This window comes from Rhizobacter sp. Root1221 (genome assembly GCF_001425785.1).
Lineage (GTDB): Bacteria > Pseudomonadota > Gammaproteobacteria > Burkholderiales > Burkholderiaceae_C > Rhizobacter.
In genome coordinates this window covers 1-17,027 of sequence record NZ_LMDI01000015.1, presented here as the reverse complement: position 1 = coordinate 17,027, position 17,027 = coordinate 1, and the positions used below count along the sequence as shown (strand labels likewise).

At 68.5% G+C, this 17,027-nt stretch carries 12 protein-coding genes and 1 pseudogene; 6 read left to right on the top strand and 7 right to left on the bottom strand.

Going from position 1 to position 17,027, the window contains the following annotated elements; all coding sequences use genetic code 11:
- Window positions 1-10: 10 nt before the first annotated feature.
- The 4 genes from ASC87_RS13035 to phaC all read right to left on the bottom strand — a co-directional run bounded on the left by ASC87_RS13035 (window position 11) and on the right by phaC (window position 6,040).
- The gene (locus ASC87_RS13035; protein WP_056662159.1) at window positions 11-1,981 is read right to left on the bottom strand and encodes a S9 family peptidase; all 1,971 of its coding nucleotides are present in this window, start codon (window positions 1,979-1,981) and stop codon (window positions 11-13) included.
- Between the two features lie 252 nt (window positions 1,982-2,233).
- A complete protein-coding gene (gene phbB, locus ASC87_RS13030) occupies window positions 2,234-2,971 on the bottom strand; it encodes an acetoacetyl-CoA reductase (RefSeq protein ID WP_056662155.1) in 738 nt (245 codons plus the stop codon).
- A 178-nt stretch (window positions 2,972-3,149) separates the two neighbouring features.
- Window positions 3,150-4,328: an acetyl-CoA C-acetyltransferase gene (locus tag ASC87_RS13025; RefSeq protein WP_056662152.1), complete on the bottom strand. Its 1,179-nt coding sequence runs from the start codon at window positions 4,326-4,328 to the stop codon at window positions 3,150-3,152.
- A gap of 68 nt (window positions 4,329-4,396) precedes the next feature.
- The gene (phaC, locus tag ASC87_RS13020) at window positions 4,397-6,040 is read right to left on the bottom strand and encodes a class I poly(R)-hydroxyalkanoic acid synthase (protein WP_082568613.1); all 1,644 of its coding nucleotides are present in this window, start codon (window positions 6,038-6,040) and stop codon (window positions 4,397-4,399) included.
- 150 nt (window positions 6,041-6,190) lie between these two features.
- On the opposite strand from phaC, the gene ASC87_RS30725 reads away from it, so the two are divergent.
- On the top strand, window positions 6,191-6,469 hold the full coding sequence (locus ASC87_RS30725; RefSeq protein ID WP_082568604.1) for a hypothetical protein: 279 nt from the start codon (window positions 6,191-6,193) through the stop codon (window positions 6,467-6,469).
- Here the strand turns inward: ASC87_RS30725 and pgeF are convergent.
- Genes pgeF through ASC87_RS13000 form a run of 3 tightly spaced genes read right to left on the bottom strand, consistent with a single transcriptional unit; the run spans window position 6,377 to window position 8,516 of the window.
- Window positions 6,377-7,159, bottom strand: a complete 783-nt coding sequence (pgeF, locus tag ASC87_RS13010) for a peptidoglycan editing factor PgeF (protein WP_056662142.1) — start codon at window positions 7,157-7,159, stop codon at window positions 6,377-6,379. The genes ASC87_RS30725 and pgeF overlap by 93 nt on opposite strands.
- Window positions 7,156-7,797, bottom strand: coding sequence for a maleylacetoacetate isomerase (gene maiA, locus ASC87_RS13005; RefSeq protein WP_056662139.1), 642 nt, complete (start codon window positions 7,795-7,797; stop codon window positions 7,156-7,158). Before maiA ends, pgeF begins: the two co-directional genes overlap by 4 nt.
- 11 nt (window positions 7,798-7,808) lie before the next feature.
- Window positions 7,809-8,516 (bottom strand): fumarylacetoacetate hydrolase family protein, encoded by a 708-nt coding sequence (locus tag ASC87_RS13000; protein ID WP_056662136.1) that lies wholly within the window; start codon window positions 8,514-8,516, stop codon window positions 7,809-7,811.
- An 80-nt stretch (window positions 8,517-8,596) separates the two neighbouring features.
- Here ASC87_RS13000 and ASC87_RS12995 point away from each other — a divergent pair, with 80 nt between their 5' ends.
- From ASC87_RS12995 to ASC87_RS33770, 5 genes and pseudogenes are all read left to right on the top strand, one after another.
- Window positions 8,597-9,142, top strand: coding sequence for an NUDIX hydrolase (locus tag ASC87_RS12995; protein WP_056662376.1), 546 nt, complete (start codon window positions 8,597-8,599; stop codon window positions 9,140-9,142).
- 16 nt (window positions 9,143-9,158) lie between these two features.
- Entirely contained in the window at window positions 9,159-11,387 is a 2,229-nt protein-coding gene (locus ASC87_RS12990; protein ID WP_056662133.1) for a type I secretion system permease/ATPase, read from the top strand.
- A complete protein-coding gene (locus ASC87_RS12985) occupies window positions 11,384-12,865 on the top strand; it encodes an HlyD family type I secretion periplasmic adaptor subunit (RefSeq protein ID WP_082568603.1) in 1,482 nt (493 codons plus the stop codon). Before ASC87_RS12990 ends, ASC87_RS12985 begins: the two co-directional genes overlap by 4 nt.
- Before the next feature lie 313 nt (window positions 12,866-13,178).
- A pseudogene (locus tag ASC87_RS33775) lies at window positions 13,179-15,823 on the top strand (immunoglobulin-like domain-containing protein); the annotation flags it as partial.
- Between the two features lie 5 nt (window positions 15,824-15,828).
- On the top strand, window positions 15,829-17,027 hold a 1,199-nt coding region (locus ASC87_RS33770; RefSeq protein WP_200954354.1), incomplete at its 3' end, for an immunoglobulin-like domain-containing protein.

Here is a 17,027-nt window from a genome sequence, read left to right as displayed (position 1 = left end):
GCCGGTCATGTCAACTCTTCTGGGCGGCGGGTCCCGCAGGCTGCAGATGTTGATCGAGGAATGTTTCGAGCGCCTTGAAAAACGCGAGCCGGTGGGTGTAGCGGCTCAGGAAGTGGTCGCCCTTGTCGAACGTGATGAACTGGTGCGGCTTGCCCGCGCGGCGCAGGGCCTTGGCCATGGTCTCGCTCTGGTCCACCGGCACCACGCGGTCGGACGTGCCGTGTGCCAGCAGCACGGGCACCCGGATCTGGTCGGCGTGCCGCGCCGGCGATGTGGCGCGCAGCCGCTCGCGGTCGCCCCAGGCACTGCCCACCAGCACTTCCATGGCCTCGCGCCCGAGCACGTAATCGCTCTGGTGGGCGATCAGGTCAGGCAGGTCGGAGACACCGGCAAAGCTCACCGCGCACTTGTAGAGGTCGGGGGTCTTCACGGCGCCCATCAAGGCGGCGTAGCCGCCGTAGCTCGCGCCCACGATGCAGACGCGCGCCGGATCGGCGATGCCACTGGCCGCGGCCCATTGCACCGCGTCGGTCAGGTCGTCCTGCATTTCCAGGCCCCAACGCTTGAGGCCGGCGGTGGCAAAGGCGTGACCGTAGCCGACGGAACCCCGGAAGTTGACCTGCAGCACGGCGTAGCCGCGGTCGGCGAGGAACTCGGTCCAGGTGTCGAAGTCCATGTCGTCGCGGCTGTGCGGGCCGCCGTGGGGCAGCAGCACCATCGGCAGCGGCGCACCGCCATCGCCCTGGCGGCGTCCGGCGGGCAGCGTGAGGTACGCATTGAGGTCCAGGCCATCGCGCGCCTTGATCGTGGCGGGGTGCTTGCCCATCAGCTCGGCGGGGTCCAGGCCAGGGTACATCGCCCCCAGCTCGAACAGGTCGCCGGTGCGCCGGTCGCCGACGTAGTACACACCCGGTTTGCCGTTGCCGCTGGAGTGCAGCAGGTACCGCTGGCCGTCGGTGCCGATTTGCAGCAGCCGGTTCTCCCGCCCAGGCAACCCGGCGTCCACCGCCCGCATCTGCGCGCGCCACGCGGGATTCCACAGCTCCGGGCGAGCCCCCGGGCCATCGCCTTCGCCTTCGCTGTCGTCGGAGCCGACGCCGATCACTTCGCCGGTACCGGGCAGGCGCACCAGGTTTCCGTACACATCCTGCGTCGGGTGGCTGAAGCGCACCGTTCGCGCCAGCGCGGGATCATCCAGCCGCACCGACTGCACCGCCAGGCGGCCGTCGTGGTAGGCCGCCACGTACAACTCCTGCGGATCGACGCCGAACCCGAGTGGGGTCACCGCATCCTCGAGGTGTTCCCACTTCCACGCGGTACGCCAGTTCTTGCCGTCCGGGTCGCAGACACGCACTTCGCGCGCCTCGCCTGTATTGCGCACACCCACCCGCACGCGGTGCCGGGCATCCGACAGCCAGGTGTAGGTGTCACGCTCCGGCGTCTTCACCATCTTGCGAGCGCCGGTGGCCACGTTCACCTTGTAGACGGCCGGCAGCACACGCTCGGGTTCGCTGAGGGCCAGCAGCACGTGCTGGCCATCCCCGGGCATCCAGTCGATCACGCGGTCCTGGATCTGCTGCGTGACCCGGTTGCCCATGAGGCCACCGGCCACACTCGGGCTTTCGATCAACGGGAACAGCCCCGTGCCGTCGGGTTTCACCGACAACAGGCGGGTCTCCGCGGTGCCGACGAAATCCCGCCGTGACGCGAACTCCACGGAGATGAGCAGGCGCTCGTTGCCGACCCAGCGCACCCAGCGGATGCGGAACTGCTGGTTGTCGTTGGTCAGCACCCCGGTGAGTTTCCCGCCGTCGACAGCGCGGGTCACGACCAAGGTGCGGTCGCCCTCGTTCATCAGGCCGGCCACCTGTTGGCCGTCCGCGGACAGAACCACGTGGGACAGCAGCGGCAAGCTGGCAAAGAGTTCGACCGGGCGGCGGGTTGCCGGGTCGGCCTGGGCGGTGGTGGCCAGGAAAGCCATGGCCCATGCTGCGCCTACGCGGGCGCCCCATCGGCGCCAGACAAGCGCGTTCATTCGAGTTTCCCCCCGATCCGGAACGGTCGGTCCTGATGTTGAATCGGGAAGGAGTATCGCCGACCGGGAAGCCCGGTGGCGATGGTTTCCGGCGTGGGCCGGATGACGAAACGGAGCCTGCTTCGCCTGGATGGAAGCCGCTTCGCCTGCACAGGGTGGAGATCCCGGCTTGCGCCGGAATCGCCACGCCGCCGTACATCAGCCCATGTGCAGGCCGCCGTTCACGCTGAAGTCAGCACCCGTTGCAAACCCGGATTCGTCGGACGCCACCCACGCCACGATGGACGCGATGTCGTCTGGCGTGCCCAGGCGCTTGACGGGGATGCCGGCCACGATCTTGTCGAGCACGTCCTGGCGGATGGACTTCACCATGTCGGTGGCGATGTAGCCCGGGCTGACGGTGTTGACCGTCACGCCCTTGTTCGCCACTTCCTGGGCCAGGGCCATCGTGAAGCCGTGCATGCCGGCCTTGGCGGCGGAGTAATTCGTCTGGCCGAACTGGCCCTTTTCGCCATTGACCGAGCTGATGTTGATGATGCGGCCCCAACCCCGCTCGAGCATGTCCTCGATGACCTGCTTGGTCACGTTGAACAGGCTGGTGAGGTTGGTCTCGATGACGGCGTCCCAATCGGCACGGCTCATCTTGCGGAACATGCCGTCGCGGGTGATGCCGGCGTTGTTGACCAGCACGTCGATGGGGCCGTGTTCGGCCTTGGCCTTCTGGAACGCGCCGACGGTGGAGTCCCAATCACCGACGTTGCCCACCGAGGCATAGAACGAGTAGCCCTGGGCCGTCTGTTCGTCGAGCCATTTCTTGAAATCGCGGCTGGGTCCGCAGCCGGCGATCACCTTGAAACCGTCCTTGTGCAGCCGCTGGCACATCGTGGTTCCGATGCCACCCATGCCACCCGTGACGTACGCTACCTTCTGGGTCATTTACCTCTCCTTGTGATCGTTGAATGGGGGTTGGCCAGGACCCTAGCGTCCCCCTCTGTCGTTCGCCGGTCAACCGGGTTCCCCCTTGTAACCGGCCTGGCATGAACCGTTTTTGCCGGGCACCCGACCCGCCGCACGCGCCAGCCGTGCGGGTGTGCCCGCGGTCTCGGGAAACTGATCAGCGTTCCACGGTCAACGCAACGCCCATGCCACCCCCGATGCACAGGCTGGCAATGCCCTTCTTGGCGTCGCGGCGCTGCATTTCGTGCAGCAGCGTGACGAGGATGCGGCAGCCGGACGCGCCGATGGGGTGGCCGATGGCGATGGCGCCGCCATTGACGTTGACCTTGCTGGTGTCCCAGCCCATCTCGTTGTTGACCGCACAGGCCTGGGCCGCGAAGGCTTCGTTGATCTCGAGCAGGTCGAGGTCGGACGCCTTCCAGCCGGCACGCTGCAGCGCCTTCTGCGAGGCCGGCACCGGACCCATGCCCATGATGGACGGGTCGAGGGCCACGGTGGCGTAGCTCTTGATGCGCGCGAGCGGGGTCAGGCCCAGCTGGTCGGCCTTCTTGGCGGTCATGAGCACCACGCCGGCAGCGCCGTCGTTGAGGCCCGACGCGTTGCCGGCCGTCACCCCACCCGCCTTGTCGAACGCCGGACGCAGGCCGGCGAGGGCCTCGGCCGTGCTCTTGCGGTTGATGAACTCGTCGGCCGCGAACACGACCGGGTCACCCTTTTTCTGCGGGATCGAGAACGGCACGATCTCGTCCTTGAACTTGCCGGCGTCCTGCGCGGCCACGGCCTTCTGCTGCGAGGCCAGCGCGAACGCGTCCTGCGTTTCGCGGCTGATGCTGTGCTTCTTCGCCACGTTTTCGGCGGTGATGCCCATGTGGTACTGGTTGTACACGTCCCACAGGCCGTCGGTGATCATGGTGTCGACGAGCTTCCAGTCGCCCATGCGCTGGCCGTCACGCGAGTTGGGCAGCACGTGGGGCGCCAGGCTCATGTTCTCCTGGCCGCCGGCGATGATGATTTCGCTGTCGCCGTCGCGGATGGCCTGCGCGCCCAGCATCACGGCCTTGAGGCCGGACCCGCACACGGCGTTGATGGTCAGCGCCGGAACGCTCTGCGGCAGGCCGCTCTTCACGACGGTCTGGCGGGCGGGGTTCTGCCCTGAACCAGCGGTCAGCACCTGGCCGAGGATCACTTCGTTGATCTGGTCACCGGCGAGCTTGGCCCGGCGCAGCAGGTCGACGATCACGGCAGCGCCCAATTCTGGTGCGGCGGTCTTGGCAAGGGAACCACCAAACTTGCCCACAGCGGTGCGGGCGGCGGCAACGATGACGATGTCAGTCATGGGAGAGTCTCCGAGAAGGGGATGGGAATGAAGGGAATGTCTGCTTCGGGGGACGGCGCGTCAAGGTGTCAGGCTTTCTGCTTGACATAGCGGCCAGGAGCGGTTTCGATCGGCGGGAAATCCCGAGAACCGGGCCGTTTGGGTGCCGCCACCTGGGCGCCCGCATGGCGCTTGAGCCAGGCGGCCCAGTCGGGCCACCAGCTGCCCGGGTGTTCGGTGGCCTGCTCCAGCCAGGCGTCGGCGGTGGCCGGGGCCTTGCCATTGGCGCCCACCCAGTGGCTCCGCTTCTTGCTTGCCGGCGGGTTGATCACCCCGGCGATGTGGCCCGAGGCGCCCAGCACGAACCGCGTCTGGCCCTTGTTGCCGCTCAACGCGGTCAGGTTCCGGTACGCCGCGTCCCACGGCACGATGTGGTCCTCGCGGGAGCCGTAGACATACACGGGCAGGTCGATCGACCCCAAGTCCACCGGCGCGCCGCACACCACGGCCTTGCCCGGCTTGACGAGGTTGTTCTCGAGGTACGTGTGGCGCAGGTACCAGCAGTACATGGGGCCGGGCAGGTTCGTGCTGTCGCTGTTCCAGTACAGCAGGTCGAACGCGGGCGGGGTCTCGCCCTTCAGGTAGTTCCCCACCACGTAGTTCCACACCAGGTCGTTCGGCCGCAGCGAGCTGAACGTGGAGGCGAGTTCCTGGCCCTTCAGCAGCCCGCCCTGGGTGGGGCTCTCGGGGCCGATGGTGAGTTCGCGCATCTTCACCATGGCCTCGTCGATGAACAGGTCGAGCACACCGGTGTCGGTGAAGTCGAGGAACGCCGTCAGGAGGGTCATGCTTTCCGCGGGCTGGCGCCCCCGGTGGGCCAGCACGGCCAAGGCGGTGGCCAGGATGGTGCCACCGATGCAGAAGCCCAGCGTGTTGATGGTGTCGGAGCCGCTGATCTCCTGCACGAGGTCGATGGCCCGGATGGCGCCTTCCTCGATGTAGTCGTCCCAGCCCATGTGGGCCATGGACTCGTCGGCGTTGCGCCAGCTCACCACGAACACGCGGTGGCCCTGCTCCACCGCGTAGCGGATCAGCGAGTTGGCGGGTTGCAGGTCGAGGATGTAGTACTTGTTGATGCACGGCGGCACCATCAGCAATGGACGCTCGTGCACCTTGGCCGTCAGCGGCTTGTAGTCGAGCAGCTGGAAAAGGTCGTTCTCGAACACGACGTGGCCCTCGGTGGTGGCCACGTTGCGGCCCACCTCGAAGAGCGTCTCGTCCGTCTGCGACAGGTGCCCCTGGCGCAGGTCGCTCACCAGGCGGGCGAGCCCGTCCTTCAGGCTTTCGCCCTGGCTGGTGACCGCCTTCTTCAGGGCTTCCGGGTTGGTGGCGAGGAAGTTCGCGGGCGACGCGGCGGCCACCCACTGCTCCACCGCGTACCGGAGCCGCTGCCGCGGCTTGTCGTCGCCCTGCACCGCATCGGCGAGCTTGAGCAGCGTGCGCGCGTTCAGCAGGTACATCTGGGCGCCGAACGACGAGGCCGGATCGGCCTGCCACTCGGGTGCGGCAAACCGGCGGTCGCCGATCTTCGGTGCGGGTTCATCGCCGGCACCTTTCGGTGAACCGAAGTTCATCGATCGGTTCCACAATTCCGTGGCTTGGCGCAGGTACTCGGACTGCAGTTCGGTGAGTGCGGGCAGTGGCACACTCAGGCCCGACACGGACTTCAGCATGTTCGTCGCCGTGGCGCCGAAGGCCTCCAGGGCTTCGGTGATGCGGGGTTCAGGAACGGCTCGGTTGTTCACAGGTCTCCTTCGGGGGCACGGGTGGCGGGAGCTTCAGTTCGATCCATTCTCGCCCCAAAGCTCCCGGTTCGGAATCCCATGTATCTCGTCACCATCGCCTGGATGTATGTCGTGCTGATGATGGCCCTCGCGGAAGCCACCAATCCGGCCGGCACCGTGCTCGGCGCGATCGTCACCTTCTTGCTGTACGGCGCGCTGCCGTTGTCCATCGTGCTGTACGTCATGGGCACGCCGGGCCGCCGGCGCGCACGCCGGGCCGCCGAATCAGCCGACGCGGCGGCCGGCCCCGGGGGCGATCCAGACGGCCGCGGCCATGCGGCCGGTGACCCCGTCCCGCCGGAACGAAAAGAACCGTGACGGGTCTTCGACGGTGCACCAGGCTCCGCCGCTCACCTGGGTGACCCCGGCCGTGGCCAGGCGCATGCGGGCAAGGCGCGGCAGGTCGGCCAGCCACTTGCCCGGCCGCACCGGCGCGAAACACGCGGCCACGGTGGTGTCGTGGGCTGCCCCGAAGGCCTCGAGCACATCGGGGCCCACTTCGAAGCGGCGCGGCCCGATGCAGGCGCCAAGCCAGGCGGACACCTCGTCCGGGGCACACACCGCGGCAGCACACACCTCGCGCAGCGTGGCCTCGAGCACCCCGCCCCGCAGGCCACGCCAGCCCGCGTGCGCCGCACCCACCGCGCGGCCCTCGGGCGCGGTGAACAGCACGGGCAGGCAATCGGCCACGAGCACCGTGCAGGCCAGGCCCGGCTCGGTGGTGATGCTGGCGTCGGCCTCCTCCACCGTGGCGTTGGAGGCGGCATGCTGCGCGGTGAGCCGCACGACCCGCGTGCCGTGCACCTGCTTCAGGAACACGGGTGCCGCGCCGCCGGTGGCGGCCCGGAAGATGGCGCGGTTGCGCGCCACCACGGCAGGGTCGTCACCCACCCCGTTGCCAAGGTTCAGGCGGTCGAAGGGGGTGGTACTTTGGCCGCCGGCCCGGGTGCTCATCATCCCGCCCGCGCCGGCGACGGACCAATCGGGCCGGAGCCAGTCGGGGTTCATGCGGCCGCGTCCGGGCAGGCCGAAGGCTGGGCGTTCACGAAGGCGTCAAGGGTCATGCAGTGGTCGACGATGCGCAGCACCGTGGGCACGTGGTCGAGCCGGCACGACATGCGCCGGGCGTTGAAGATCTGCGGCACGAGCACGATGTCGGCCAGCGTGGGGGTGTCGCCGTGGCAGCACCGGCCGGTGGCCGGGCTGCCGGCGAGCTGGGCCTCGATGGCCGCGAGGCCTTCTTCCACCCAATGCCGGTACCACGCTTCCTTGGCCGCCTCGTCGGCACCGAGTTCGCGGGTCAGGTAGCGCAGCACGCGCAGGTTGTTGAGCGGGTGGATTTCACAGGCCACGTCGAAGGCGAGCCCCCGCACGCGGGCCCGGCCGAGGGCATCGGCCGGCAGCAGCGGCGGCGTGGGGTGTGTTTCCTCGAGGTACTCGACGATGGCGATGGACTGCACGAGCGTGTGCTCGCCGTCCTTCATCAGCGGCACCAGGTGCGTGGGGGTCAGCTCGCTGAACGGCGGCTTGAGCTGTTCGTTCTTCAGCAGGTGGACGGGGACGTAGTCGTACGCGAGCCCCTTCAGCGCGAGTGCGATGCGCACCCGGAACGATGCCGAAGACCGGAAGTAGTTGAACAGCTGCAAGGCCGTCCTTCTCAGCGTTCGACGAGCTGCACGCGCAGCGCACCGACGCCGTCGATGCGGGCCGCGAGGGTGTCACCCACCACCACCTTCGCCACCCCTTCGGGCGTGCCGGTGAAGATCAGGTCGCCCGGGGCCAGGTCCCACGCTTGCGACACTTTAGAGATGATCTCGGGGACGCTCCAGATCAGCTTGCCGATCACGCTGTGCTGGCGCTTGGCACCGTTCACGTCGAGCGCGATGGTGGTGGCGGCGTTGATGTAACACGCCGCGGCCGGACGGATGGGACTGATGGGGGCGGATTCGTCGAACCCCTTGCCGGTGCACCAGGGGCGGCCCAGTTTCTTGGCCTCGCCCTGCAGGTCGCGGCGCGTCATGTCGAGGCCCACGGCATAGCCCCACACGTGGCCGAGGGCCTGATCGACGGGGATGTCGCGGCCGCCGCGCCCGATGGCCACCACCAGTTCCACCTCGTGGTGCAGGTCCTTCGTGAGGCCGGGGTAGTGCATCTGGCCGGTTTCGCCGTCGCGCACGGGCAGCACGGCATCTGCCGGCTTCAGGAAAAAGAACGGCTCCTCGCGGCCCGAACCGCCCATCTCGATCTGGTGGTCCACGTAGTTGCGGCCCACACAGTAGATGCGGCGCACCGGAAACGTGGCTTGGGGATCGCTGCCCGCGACCGGGACGGTGGCAACAGGAGGCGGGGTCAGCACATGGCTCATCGGAGGGACCTCGTGACGTCAGGAATGTCGGCGATGATGCCACGCGAAAGCGCGGCTTGCGCAGCGCTACACTGCCCGCCATGTTCCAACTGCGCAGCATCAAGCATTGCAAGGCCTGTGGGTCGCCCACGGTGTACAGCGTGCCCGCGGACGACTCCCTCGAACGCGCCACCTGCACCGCGTGCGGCACCGTCCACTACGAAAACCCGCTCAACGTGGTGGGCACCCTGCCCGTGTGGAACGACCAGGTGCTGCTGTGCCGGCGCAACATCGAACCGCGCTACGGCCTGTGGACGCTGCCGGCCGGTTTCATGGAACTGAGCGAAACCACCGAAGAAGGTGCCGTGCGGGAAACCACCGAGGAAGCCGGTGCCCGCGTGGAGCTGCAAGGCCTGTATTCGCTGCTGAACGTGGTGCACGTGAGCCAGGTGCATTTCTTCTATCGGGCCCGCCTGCTCGACACCGACTTCGCCCCCGGCCCCGAGACCATCGAGACCCGCCTGTTCTCGGAAGCCGACGTGCCGTGGGACGAACTGGCCTTCCGCACCGTGCGCGAAACGCTCAAGCACTATTTCGCGGACCGGCGCCGGGGTCAATACGAATTGCTTTGTGCCGATATCCGGTGAGCATTAGTCTCCAACGATGTCTGAACCAGGCCCCTCGACACCCCCTCCCGCAGCCCCTGGCACCTCCGCGCCGCCAGTGACGGCCGACGCCGCCACCCAGCGGCTGCGCGAAGACCTCATCCACCCCGACCCCCTGCTCGATTGCCTGGTCGAGCTGTGCCGCCTTCATGGCCAGGCTGCGTCGCGCGCCTCGCTGTCGGCCGGGCTGCCACTTGGCGTCAGCGGCAGGGGCCGCCTGTCGCTCGAACTGGCCGAACGGGCCGCGGCACGCGCCGGCATGTCGGCCAAGCTGCAGCGCCTGGCGCTCGCCGCCATCGACCGGGCCGCCCTGCCCGCCATCCTCGTGCTGAAGGACAACAAGGCCTGCGTGCTGCTCGGCTGGAACGCCGACGGCACGGAAGCCCGCGTGCTGCTGCCCGAAACCGGCCAGGGGTCGGTGCGCCTCACGCACGACGACCTCGCCGCCCGGTTCACCGGCGTGGTGCTGTTCGTGCGGCCGCATTTCCGCTTCGACGCCCGCACGCCAGAAGTGCGTTCAGTGCGCAACCGCCACTGGTTCTGGGGTGCCATCCTCGAACAGCGCTTCGTCTACCGCGACGTGCTGTGGGCCGCGCTGCTGGTCAACTTCTTCGCGCTGGCGTTCCCGATGTTCACCATGAACGTCTACGACCGCGTGGTGCCCAACAACGCCATCGAGACGCTGTGGACGCTGTCGGTCGGTGTCGTGCTGATCATGTGCGGCGACCTGTTCATGCGACTGCTGCGCAGCCACTTCGTCGACGAGGCCAGCGCCCGCATCGACGTGCAGCTGTCGGCGCGGCTGATGGAGCGCGTGCTCGGCATGCGGCTCGAGAACCGACCCGAGTCGGTGGGGTCGTTCGCGTCCAACCTGCGCGGCTTCGAGCAGGTGCGCGACTTCATTGCGTCCAGCACCGTCACCGCCCTGATCGACCTGCCGTTCGCGCTGCTGTTCGTGATCGTGCTCGCGTGGATCTCGCCTTGGCTCGCGCTGCCGGTCCTCGTGGCGTTTTCCGTCATCCTCGTGATGGGCTACGTGCTGCAGCACCGGCTGCACGAGCTGTCGCAGACCACCTACCAGGCGTCCGCCCAGCGCAACGCCACGCTGATCGAAAGCCTCACCGGCATCGAGACCATCAAGTCGCTGGGCGCCGAGGGCGTGATCCAGGGCCGCTGGGAACGGGCCAACGTGTTCCTGTCGCAGACCAACGTCAAGATGCGGGCGCTGTCGTCATCGGCCAGCTACGGCACCGGCTGGCTCACGCAGGCCGTCACGGTGGCCATCGTGATCATCGGCGTGCACCTGATCGGCCTGCGCGACCTCACCATGGGCGCCCTCATCGCCTCGTCCATGCTGGCTGGCCGCGCGCTCGGCCCCGCCGGGCAGATCGTGGGCCTGCTGATGCAGTACCAGGGCGCCCGCACCGCCCTGGACTCGCTGAACAAGATCATGGAACGCCCGGTGGAACGCCCGCCCGGCGAGAACTTCATCCAGCGCCCGCAACTGCGCGGCGAGATCGAGTTCCGCAACGTCAAGTTCTCGTACCCCGGCCGCCAGGACGTGGCCCTCGACGGGCTCACCTTCAAGATCGCCGCCGGTGAACGCGTGGCCCTGATCGGCCGCGTGGGGTCGGGCAAGAGCACCATCGAACGGCTCATCATGGGGTTGTACCAGCCCACCGACGGCGCCGTGCTGATCGACGGCATCGACGTGCGCCAGCTCGACCCGGCCGACGTGCGCCGCAACCTCGGCTACGTCTCGCAGGACGTGACCCTCTTCTACGGCACGCTGCGCGACAACATCACGTTCGGCCTGCCGTACGCCGACGACAGCGCCATCGTGGCCTCGGCTGAACTGGCCGGCATGACCAGCTTCATCCACCGCCACCCCCGCGGCTTCGACATGCCGGTGGGCGAACGCGGCGAATCACTGTCGGGCGGGCAACGCCAGGGCATCGGCCTCGCCCGCGCGGTGTTGCACAACGCGCCCATCCTGCTGCTCGACGAACCCACGAGTGCGATGGACTTCTCCACCGAAGCCCAGATCACCCAGAACATCACCAAGTTCGCCGAGAACAAGACCGTCGTGCTCGTGACCCACCGCACCTCGCTGCTGGCCATGGTCACCCGCGTGATCGTCATCGACGGCGGCAAGATCGTGGCCGACGGCCCGCGCGACCGCATCATGGAAGCACTGTCCACGGGGCGCATCGCGCGCGCAGCATGAGCGACACCCCGAGACTCGTCCCCGCCGGCGGGCCGGCAGGCCGCACCCACAATGTGCTGATCCGCGCCGGGCTGGTCATCCTGGCCGTGCTCGAACGGATCCGCGTGCTGATCGAGCCCCTCACCCGCCGCGTCTTCGGCGCCACGGCCACCACCGCCGGCGCGGCGCAGCAGGCCGGTTTCCGCAACTTCGAGGCCGAGGCCGACGGGCTGATGTCCCGCCAGGAAACCCACCGCGCGCAGGCCATCGTGCGCTCCGCCGTCGTGATCCTCGCGCTGCTGCTGCTGTGGGCCGGCCTGGCCAAGGTGGACGAGGTGACCCGGGGCGACGGCAAGGTGGTGCCCTCGCGCCAGCTGCAGGTGCTGCAGGCGCTCGACGGCGGTGTCGTGTCCGAGATCCTGGTGCATGAAGGCCAGGTGGTGGAGGCAAAACAACTGCTGCTGAAGATCGACGAGACCCGGGCCACGTCCGGGGTGCGGGAATCCAACGCCCAGGGGTTTGCCTTGCGTGCCCGCCAGGCCCGCCTGCGGGCGCTTGCCGAGAATTCGCCGTTCCAGCCGCCGGCCACCGCCACCAACGACCCGGAAGAGCAACGCATCCTGCTGGGCGAGCTGCAGTTGTATGAAGCCAAGCGGTCCGAGCTGGCCACGCTGCTGTCCATCAACGGGCAGCAACTGCAGCAACGCCAGCAGGAACTCGCCGAGATGCGCTCTCGCAAGGTGTCGGCAGAGCGGGCACTCGATCTGGGCCAGCAGGAGTTGTCGAAGACCCGCCCGCTGCTCGCGAGCGGCGCGGTCTCCGAGGTGGAAATCCTGCGGCTCGAGCGCGACATCTCGCGGTCGCGCGGGGAATCCGAGCAGGCCTCGGCGCAGATCGCGCGGGTGCAGGCGGCCATCGGCGAAGCGCAGCGCAAGGCCCAGGAAACCGAGATCCAGTTCCGCAACGACGCCCGCAAGGACCTGGCTGAGGTGCTCGGCAAGCTCAACGCGCTCAACGAGGGCGCCGTGGCGCTGACCGACAAGGTCGACAAATCACAGGTGCGTTCACCCGTGCGCGGCCGGGTCCAGCGGCTGCTGGCCAACACCGTGGGGGGGGTGGTCACCCCGGGCAAGGACATCGTGGAGATCGTGCCGCTCGACGACGAAATGGTGCTGGAAGCGCGCATCGCGCCGAAGGACATCGCGTTCATCCGGCCCGAACAGGAGGCGCTGGTGAAGTTCACCGCCTACGACTTCTCGATCTACGGCGGCCTCGACGCCAAGGTGGAGAACATCAGCCCCGACACCGTGGTGGACGAACGGGGCAACGCGTTCTACCTCGTGCGGGTGCGCACCACGCGGACCAACTTCAGTGAAAAGATGCCCATCATCCCGGGCATGACGGCGGAGGTGAACATCCTCACCGGCCAGAAGACCGTGCTGTCGTACCTGCTCAAGCCGGTGCTCAAGGCCAAGGCCTACGCACTGCGCGAACGCTGACCCGACGAATCTCCGGGCGGGCGCAACACCGCCCCGGCGTGATTCCCGTCACGAATACCCCGCAGCCTGAGTGACATTGGCATCGCGGCAGTATTCCGAAAAAACTTCTCAAGTTCCCGGAAACCCTGCCGATATACCGATCTGAATGGCCACGCCTGCCGGAAAAACCCTTGCCTCGCCGCCGCCTATGCACACCAGGCAGCGGCCTTCCAGTGAATCTGTTCACGGAAAAGCACCCTCTTCCACCACATAAGGCGCAGCCACCTCCGGTATTCTCGACGCCATTCTGCGCAGCACTAGCTGAGGATCGCCCATGCCCACCCTGATTCAAACCCTCAACGGCACCGTGACCGCACTCTGGGGAGGCTCGGCCATGGTCCGCTCAGCGGACGGCAAGGTGCGGGTGCTGCAACTCGGTGACCAGGTGCACAAGGGCGACACGATCCTCACCACGCAGGACGGCATCGTGCAACTCGCGCCCGATGAACAACCCGCCACCGTGGCGGCCAAGCCCACGCCGCTCGACACCACCGACATCGACCGTGTCATTGCCGAAGTCGACAACCCCACCGACGAAACCGCCCCGGCGGCCGGCCTCGGTGGTGGCGGTGAAGGCGGGCTGCAGGAAGGCCTTCGTGTGGGCCGCATCAGCGAGTCCGCCTCCCCGGCCTCGTTCGCCCAGGCCAACGACGGCGCGCCCGCCGCCAACGTCGAACCCATCACCACCGCGCCCGCCACGGCGGACACGGCAGACACGGCGGCCGAACCCGCCCCGGCCACCCCCACCGTCGGCCTCACCGCCTCGGCGCCCACCGTCACCGAAGGCGGCACCGTGGTGTACACCGCCACCGTGACCCAGCCCGTCACCGGCACGCCGCTCGTGCTCACGCTCACCAACGGCGCCACCATCACCATCCCGGTGGGCCAGACCACCGGCACGTCTGCCCCCGTGACCGTGCGCGGCGACGACGTCTACGCCCAGGGCAGCCAGCCCGTCAGCGTGGGCGTGGCCGGCACCACCGGCAGCGAATTTCCGGCGGTGTCACCCGGCACGCCGGTGGTCACCACCGTCACCGACAACAACACCGCCACCACGGTCAGTGTCACGGCCTCCACGGCCACGGCCGCCGAAGGCGGTGCCGTCACGTACACCGTGTCGGTCAACAACCCGGTCACGGGCTCGCCGCTGGTTGTCACGCTGTCCAACGGCCAGACCATCACCATCCCGGTGGGCGACAGCGCGGCCACCGGTTCGCCGCTCCCCGTGCGTGGCGACGACGCCTATGCGCAAGGCACGCAGACGCTGAGCGTCGGCGTGGCGGGCATGTCCGGCGGCAGCTACGAATCCGTGGCCACCGGCCCGGCAGCCACCACCACCGTTGCCGACAACGCCAGCGCCACCACGGTGGCCCTGTCGGCCTCGTCCGCGTCGGTCACCGAGGGCGGCAGCGTGGTCTACACCGCCACGTTGTCCAACCCCGTCGCCGGCTCGCCGGTGGTGCTCACGCTGTCCAACGGCCAGACCATCACCATCCCCGTGGGCCAGAGCACCGGCAGCAGCGCCCCGTTCGCGGTGCGCGGCGACGATCCGTACGTGCAGGGCGACCAGCCGCTGGTCGTGGGCGTGGCCGCGGCCACCGGTGGCAACTTCGAATCGGTCGGCACCTCGTTCACCAGTGTCAGCACCACGGTGACCGACAACGGCTCCACCGCCACGGTGTCGCTCAGCGCGTCCACCGCATCGGTCGCCGAAGGCGGCTCCATCGTCTACACGGTGGCGGTCAACGGCCCGGTCACCGGCAGCCCGTTTGTCGTCACGCTGTCCAACGGCCAGACGCTCACCATTCCCGTGGGCCAGAGCTCGGCCACCGGGCCGGCCACCGCCGTGCGCGCCGACGATGCCTACGCCCAAGGCGCCGCCGACACGGTCGTGTCCATCACCGGCAGCACCGGCGGCAACTTCGAGGCGGTCAACACCACCGCCACGGCCACCACCACCGTGACCGACGACGCCGACGTGGCCGTCGTCACCGTCACCCCGTCGGCCGCCACGGTGGCCGAAGGCGGTTCGATCTCGTACACGGTGGCGGTCAATGGCCCGGTCACGGGTTCGCCGCTGCTGGTCACGCTGTCCAACGGCCAGACGGTTTCCATCCCGGTGGGGGCAAGCTCGGCCTCCAGCGCCGCGGTGGCCGTGCGTCCGGACGACGTCCAGGTGCAAGGGCCGGTCGACACCGTCGTGTCGATCACCGGCACCACCGGTGGCAACTTCGAGGCCGTGGACACGGCCTCGACCGCCACCACCACCGTCACCGACAACAGCGACCCCACCACGCTGGTGCTCGATGCCTCGGCCGCCTCGGTCACCGAAGGCGGGTCCATCACCTACACCGCCACGCTCAGCAACGCGGTGCAGGGTTCTCCCGTCGTGCTCACGCTGAGCAACGGCCAGACCATCACCATCCCCGTGGGCCAGACCACGGGCGCCACCACGCCGTTCGCGGTCCGTGCCGACGATGCCGATGTGCAGGGCACTGACACCCTGAACGTGACGGTCACCGGCCGCACTGGTGGCAACTTCGAATCGCTGGACACGTCGGGCACCGCCACGACCACCGTCACCGACAACACCGACCAGACCGTCGTCACGGTGACCCCGTCGGCCACGACCATCGCCGAAGGCAACACCCTCACCTACACCGTCTCGGTGAACAACCCGGTCACGGGTGCACCGTTCGCCGTSACGCTGAGCAACGGCCAGGTCGTCACCATCCCGGTGGGCGCCAGCGCCGCCACCAGTCCGTCCATCGCCGTGCGGGCCGACGACGYCCACGTGCAAGGTTCGGTCGACACCGTCGTGTCCATCACCGGCACCACCGGTGGCAACTTCGAGGCCGTCGACACCGCGTCCACCGCCACCACCACGGTCACCGACGACACCGATGCCACCACGCTGACNCCACGTGCAAGGTTCGGTCGACACCGTCGTGTCCATCACCGGCACCACCGGTGGCAACTTCGAGGCCGTCGACACCGCGTCCACCGCCACCACCACGGTCACCGACGACACCGATGCCACCACGCTGACGCTCRCGGCCACGCCGCTCGTCACCGAAGGTGGCTCCATCGTCTACACCGCCACGCTGAGCGACGCCGTCGCCGGTTCCCCGGTCGTGCTCACGCTGAGCAATGGCCAGACCATCACCATCCCGGTGGGCCAGACCTCCGGCTCCAGCGCGGCGTTTGCCGTGCGCGCCGACGACGCCTACGTCCAGGCCGACGACACCGTCACCACGTCCGTCACCGGCCACACCGGCGGCACGTTCGAATCGCTGGACACGTCGGGCTCCGCCACCACCACCGTGGTGGACAACGCCGACACCACCACRCTGAGCCTGTCGGGCAGCACCTCGGTCGCCGARGGCGCCTCCGCCACCTACACCGTCTCGCTGACCAGCCCCACGCTGACCCCGGTCACCGTGCAGSTCACCTACACCGGCACGGCCGCCAACGGCGCCGACTTCACSGGCGTGGCCACCGTCACCATTCCGGCCGGCGCCAGCAGCGCCAACTTCAGCCTGGCCACCCTCGACGACACCCTCGCCGAAGGTGCCGAGGGCTTCACCCTCACGCTCGGCACCGCCACCGGCGGCGGCTTCGAGAACCTGGTGGTCAGCRGCACGAATGGCAGCCTCACCACCGGCATCGTCGACAACGACATCTCCACCGTCACGCTGACGGCCACCGCGGCCATCACCGAAGCCGGTGGCACCATCGTCTACACCGCCACGCTCACGCAGGCGCCGCTGTCCGACCTCACCGTGTCGCTGTCCAACGGCGGTGTCATCACCGTGCTGGCCGGCCAGACCACCGGCATCTACAGCCTGCCGGTGGCCGGCAGCGACGACGTCTACCTCGATGCGTCCAGCGTCAGCGCCACCATCACCGGCACCGCCGGTGGGGGCATCGCGCTGGCCGTCGACCCGGCCGCCGCCGTCACCCGCATCGACGACACGATCGACACCACCACGGTGACGCTCACCGCGTCGGCGGGCACCATCGCCGAAGGTGGCTCGCTCACGTACACCGTCKCGGTSAACAACCCGGTCACGGGCTCGCCGTTCGCGGTCACCCTGTCCAACGGACAGACCATCACCATCCC

Excerpts from the sequence above, each read along its gene's own strand:
- ASC87_RS13035 (WP_056662159.1), bottom strand. The coding sequence starts at position 1,981 with ATGGCTTTCCTGGCCACCACCGCCCAGGCCGACCCGGCAACCCGCCGC.
- phbB (WP_056662155.1), bottom strand. The coding sequence starts at position 2,971 with ATGACCCAGAAGGTAGCGTACGTCACGGGTGGCATGGGTGGCATCGGA.
- ASC87_RS13025 (WP_056662152.1), bottom strand. The coding sequence starts at position 4,328 with ATGACTGACATCGTCATCGTTGCCGCCGCCCGCACCGCTGTGGGCAAG.
- phaC (WP_082568613.1), bottom strand. The coding sequence starts at position 6,040 with ATGCTGAAGTCCGTGTCGGGCCTGAGTGTGCCACTGCCCGCACTCACC.
- ASC87_RS30725 (WP_082568604.1), top strand. The coding sequence starts at position 6,191 with ATGTATCTCGTCACCATCGCCTGGATGTATGTCGTGCTGATGATGGCC.
- pgeF (WP_056662142.1), bottom strand. The coding sequence starts at position 7,159 with ATGAACCCCGACTGGCTCCGGCCCGATTGGTCCGTCGCCGGCGCGGGC.
- ASC87_RS13000 (WP_056662136.1), bottom strand. The coding sequence starts at position 8,516 with ATGAGCCATGTGCTGACCCCGCCTCCTGTTGCCACCGTCCCGGTCGCG.
- ASC87_RS12995 (WP_056662376.1), top strand. The coding sequence starts at position 8,597 with ATGTTCCAACTGCGCAGCATCAAGCATTGCAAGGCCTGTGGGTCGCCC.
- ASC87_RS12990 (WP_056662133.1), top strand. The coding sequence starts at position 9,159 with ATGTCTGAACCAGGCCCCTCGACACCCCCTCCCGCAGCCCCTGGCACC.
- ASC87_RS12985 (WP_082568603.1), top strand. The coding sequence starts at position 11,384 with ATGAGCGACACCCCGAGACTCGTCCCCGCCGGCGGGCCGGCAGGCCGC.